Annotated in this window: 4 protein-coding genes and 1 pseudogene; 4 read left to right on the forward strand and 1 reads right to left on the reverse strand. The window is 65.6% G+C overall.

The window, feature by feature from the left end; all coding sequences use genetic code 11:
* The coding region (locus AC1DT2_RS18125) for an antitoxin Xre/MbcA/ParS toxin-binding domain-containing protein (RefSeq protein ID WP_477297868.1) at window positions 1-180 on the forward strand (180 nt) is incomplete at its 5' end.
* Between the two features lie 65 nt (window positions 181-245).
* Here AC1DT2_RS18125 and AC1DT2_RS18130 read toward each other — a convergent pair.
* Complete coding sequence (locus AC1DT2_RS18130; protein ID WP_477297869.1) at window positions 246-956, reverse strand: YdcF family protein; 711 nt, start codon at window positions 954-956, stop codon at window positions 246-248.
* Between the two features lie 155 nt (window positions 957-1,111).
* Here AC1DT2_RS18130 and AC1DT2_RS18135 point away from each other — a divergent pair, with 155 nt between their 5' ends.
* The 3 genes and pseudogenes from AC1DT2_RS18135 to AC1DT2_RS18145 form a co-directional block, all read left to right on the forward strand.
* A complete protein-coding gene (locus tag AC1DT2_RS18135) occupies window positions 1,112-1,735 on the forward strand; it encodes an XrtA/PEP-CTERM system exopolysaccharide export protein (RefSeq protein ID WP_477297870.1) in 624 nt (207 codons plus the stop codon).
* Window positions 1,736-1,747: 12 nt separating this feature from the next.
* On the forward strand, window positions 1,748-3,280 hold the full coding sequence (locus tag AC1DT2_RS18140) for an XrtA system polysaccharide chain length determinant (RefSeq protein WP_477297871.1): 1,533 nt from the start codon (window positions 1,748-1,750) through the stop codon (window positions 3,278-3,280).
* A gap of 2 nt (window positions 3,281-3,282) precedes the next feature.
* Window positions 3,283-3,562, forward strand: a pseudogene (locus tag AC1DT2_RS18145) (polysaccharide biosynthesis protein); the annotation flags it as partial.

Below are 3,562 nucleotides of genomic sequence, written 5' to 3' on the forward strand. Positions count from 1 at the left end.
CCGCTGGCCCAACTGGTCGTTTCGTGCGTGGGCGATCGCCACCGGGCGGCCCGCTGGCTGGTCATGCCGCAGCGGGCGTTCTCCGGCCGCAATGCCTACGACATGCTGGCGGACGGCGACCTGGACGGGGTGTGGGAGCAGGTGGTGCTGAAACAGCTCGGTATCGTCGCCGCTCTCTGACGCCGCCCACGTCGTTGTGGGAGCCGATTGATCGGCGATCCCGCGTCAGCGGGCCAGGTTTCCGGTCACATCCAGCCGCGGCGGTGATAGAACCAGAGGGCCAGATACTCGCGGAGGCAGCGGGCAGTCAGGGTCAGCGCGTCGCGGCGCGGCAACCAGCCGGGCGCGACGACCAGCTTCCCGTGGCCGTCCTCCGCGGGTACGGGAGTCACGACGATGCCCTCGTGCCGGAAGCATCCGGCCGCCCGGCGCATGTGGATGGCCGACGTCACCAACAGCACATCGGACAGGCCGTCTGCCTTGAGCATGGCGGCCGAATTTCGCGCGTTTTCGTGCGTGTTGACGCTGCGGCTTTCCACACGCAGGTCGCCGCCGGGAACCCCGGACAGGGTAAATCCCCGCGCGAGGTCGTCGGCCTGATCGCTGCCGGAGACCAGCAGCAGGGGCGCAAAGCCGTCACGCCATAAGGTCAGCCCGCGACCGGCGCGCGTCGTCGTGCGCGACCAGTCGGCCACCGGCAATTTGCCGCCGCCCAACACGACGATCGCGTCGGCGTGCGGTGTGGAGGATCCCGGGACGGTGGCCAGTCCGTCACGCAGGTGCAGCGCCAGTACGGGCGTGGACGCGATCCAGATCCAGGCCAGGGCAAGCGCCGCCGCCAACGCCGCCGTGCGAGGGCGTCGCCACAGGACCAGTGCCGTCGAGAGCAGGGCCAGAAGCAGCCCCTGGACCGCGGGATGGGTCAGTCGCCCGACGATGTCCACGGCTTCCGACAAACCTGGTCCTCCTCGTTTCGCGGGGCGACAAGCATGGCGCACTTCGCAAGATTCGGCGCGTCGGTCGAATGGCATAGGCGGGCTGTTGGAATGGACGTGGACCCCTATCGACACGACGATACCGACCGAGCGAAGTCACAGGGGCAGGTGTCATCATGAAGCGTTGGAATCGCGTCGCCACAGTGTTTGCCACCGTCATGTTGACGGCATGCGCGACAGGCGGAATCACCTCGGCACCACCGAAGATGGACGCCGCCAATCCGGCGGTCGAGTCGTATCTGATCGGTGTCGACGACCAGTTACAGGTCACGGTCTGGCATAACCCGGACCTCAGTGTCAGCGTTCCGGTGAGACCGGACGGGAAGGTCACCGTACCGCTGGTGGGCGATGTCGCCGCCGGTGGGCGCACGACCGACCAGGTAGGGGCGGAGATCCAGCAGAAGCTGGCTCAGTACATCCGCGACCCGCAGGTGGCCGTGATCCTTACGGCATTGCGCAGTCACGAATACCTCTCGCGCGTTCGCGTCACCGGCGCGGTGCGCAGTCCCATTTCCATTCCCTACCGGCAGGGCATGACTGTGCTCGATGTCGTGCTCGCCGCCGGCGGGACGACCGAGTTTGCCGCGCCCGATCGCACCGAACTCTATCGGCGCAGCTCGGGCGGCGCGACCCAGGCCTACGCGGTGCAACTGCAGAAAATCCTGCAGCAGGGCGACCTGAGCAACAACTACCCGGTACAGCCCGGCGACGTGATTACGGTACCGCAGCGTGCGTTCTGACAGGGGTATGTGATGAACGGGGAACTTGTTCCTTTCACGGGCATCCTGCCCGCATTGATCGGTGAAGCACGCAGGCGGCGCGTGACGATGGGCGTGATCTTCGCGGTCATCGCGCTGCTCGCCCTTGGCGTCGGCATGGTCTGGCCGAAGAAGTACGAAGCGTCGACGACCATCCTCGCCGAGGAAAGCAGCATCATCACGCCGTTGATGGAAGGCGCGGCCTCGGCCACCGGCAACAAGAATCGTGCCGGCATCGCCCGCGACGTGATCTTCAGTCGCCGCGTGCTCGACGAGGTGCTGCGCAGCGGAGGCTGGCTGGCAAACAGCCCGTCCGCGCTGGATCGCGACAAGATCATCGAGGGGATCAAGGGTCGCACCAAGATCATCAACAACCGCGAAAACCTGATCACCATCACCTATTTCGACTCGGACCCGAAGCGCGCTTTCGAGGTGACCCGTGCGTTCGGCCAGTTGTTCATCAGCGAGAGCCTGGCCTCCAAGCAGCGCGAAAGCCGCGAAGCTTACGAGTTCATCAACAGCCAGGTCGAGGCGTATCGCGCCAAGCTGACCGACGCGGAAGGCAAGCTCAAGGCCTATCGCGACGCCAATGCCGATGCACGGCCGGGCAACGACGTGGACACCAATTCGCGCATCAGCCAGCTGCGCATGCAGATCGAAAACAATCGCATGGATTACATGCAGAAGCAGTCGCAGGCCGCGTCGCTCGCCGCACAGATCAATGGCGAATCCGAAGTCAACGCGGTGCAGACGGTCGGCGGCATCTACACCACGCAGCTCGGCGATCTGCAGGGCCAGCTGGACAAGCTGCTGCTCAACTACACCGAGGATTACCCGGATGTGATTCGCCTGCGCCATCAGATCGAGGACGTGCGCAAGCAGGCCCAGACGGCCGACGCGCAGCGCGCGGCCGGCGGACCGATGCCGATTGACCATTCGACCACGATGAACCCGGTCTACCAGCAGATGCGCCTGCAGCTGTCTGCCGTGCGCGGTGACGCTGCCGCCAGTGCGGCACGCGCCGGCGCGAGCGAGGCCATGTTGCAGACCGAGCTCGAACGCAGCAAGCGCATCGCCAGTTCGGAGAATGTCATCGCCGAACTCACCCGCGACTACAACGTCAATCGCGATGTCTACCAGGATCTGCTGAAGCGTCGCGAGAACGCACGCGTGTCGATGAATCTCGACGCCGAGCAGCGTGGCCTGACCTTCCTGGTACAGAACCCTGCGGTGATGCCGCTGGTGCCCTCCGGCCTCCGCTTCATGCACTTCGGCCTGGCCGGCCTCGCGCTGTCCCTGGTGATTCCCTTCGGCCTGCTCTTCGCGGTCGCCCGCTTCGATCCCCGGGTGCRCTCGGTCGGTCAGCTCGAGCGTGCCACGGGCTTCCCTGTGCTTGCCTCGATCCCGTTCTATCCGACGCCGCGCGACCGCCGGCGTGACCACCTGCACAACATGGCATTGGCTCTGATCGTCGCCGGTGTCGGCGCGGTGTACCTGCTGCTGTTCTGGATGAGGATGAAGGGCTGACCATGAACAAACTGGCCGCGGACAACACGGAATTCAGCGATATGCTCGCCGATCATCATGACGACGCCCATCACGGCGACGGGCATGCCATGCCCAGCCACTCCATCGCGCGGATGCGCGAAGAAGCCGGCGCGCTGGCGCCCATCGATTGCGAGCGCAAGCGCCTGATCCATCGGGAGGAGTCGGTACGCCAGCAATCGGATGCCTTTCGCGGCATCCGCACGCGCCTGCTCGAGATGGCGGGCGAGAGCAACTTCATCACGCTGGTGGTCGCCGTCAGTC

Source organism: Luteibacter sp. P4_E6, assembly GCF_056401535.1.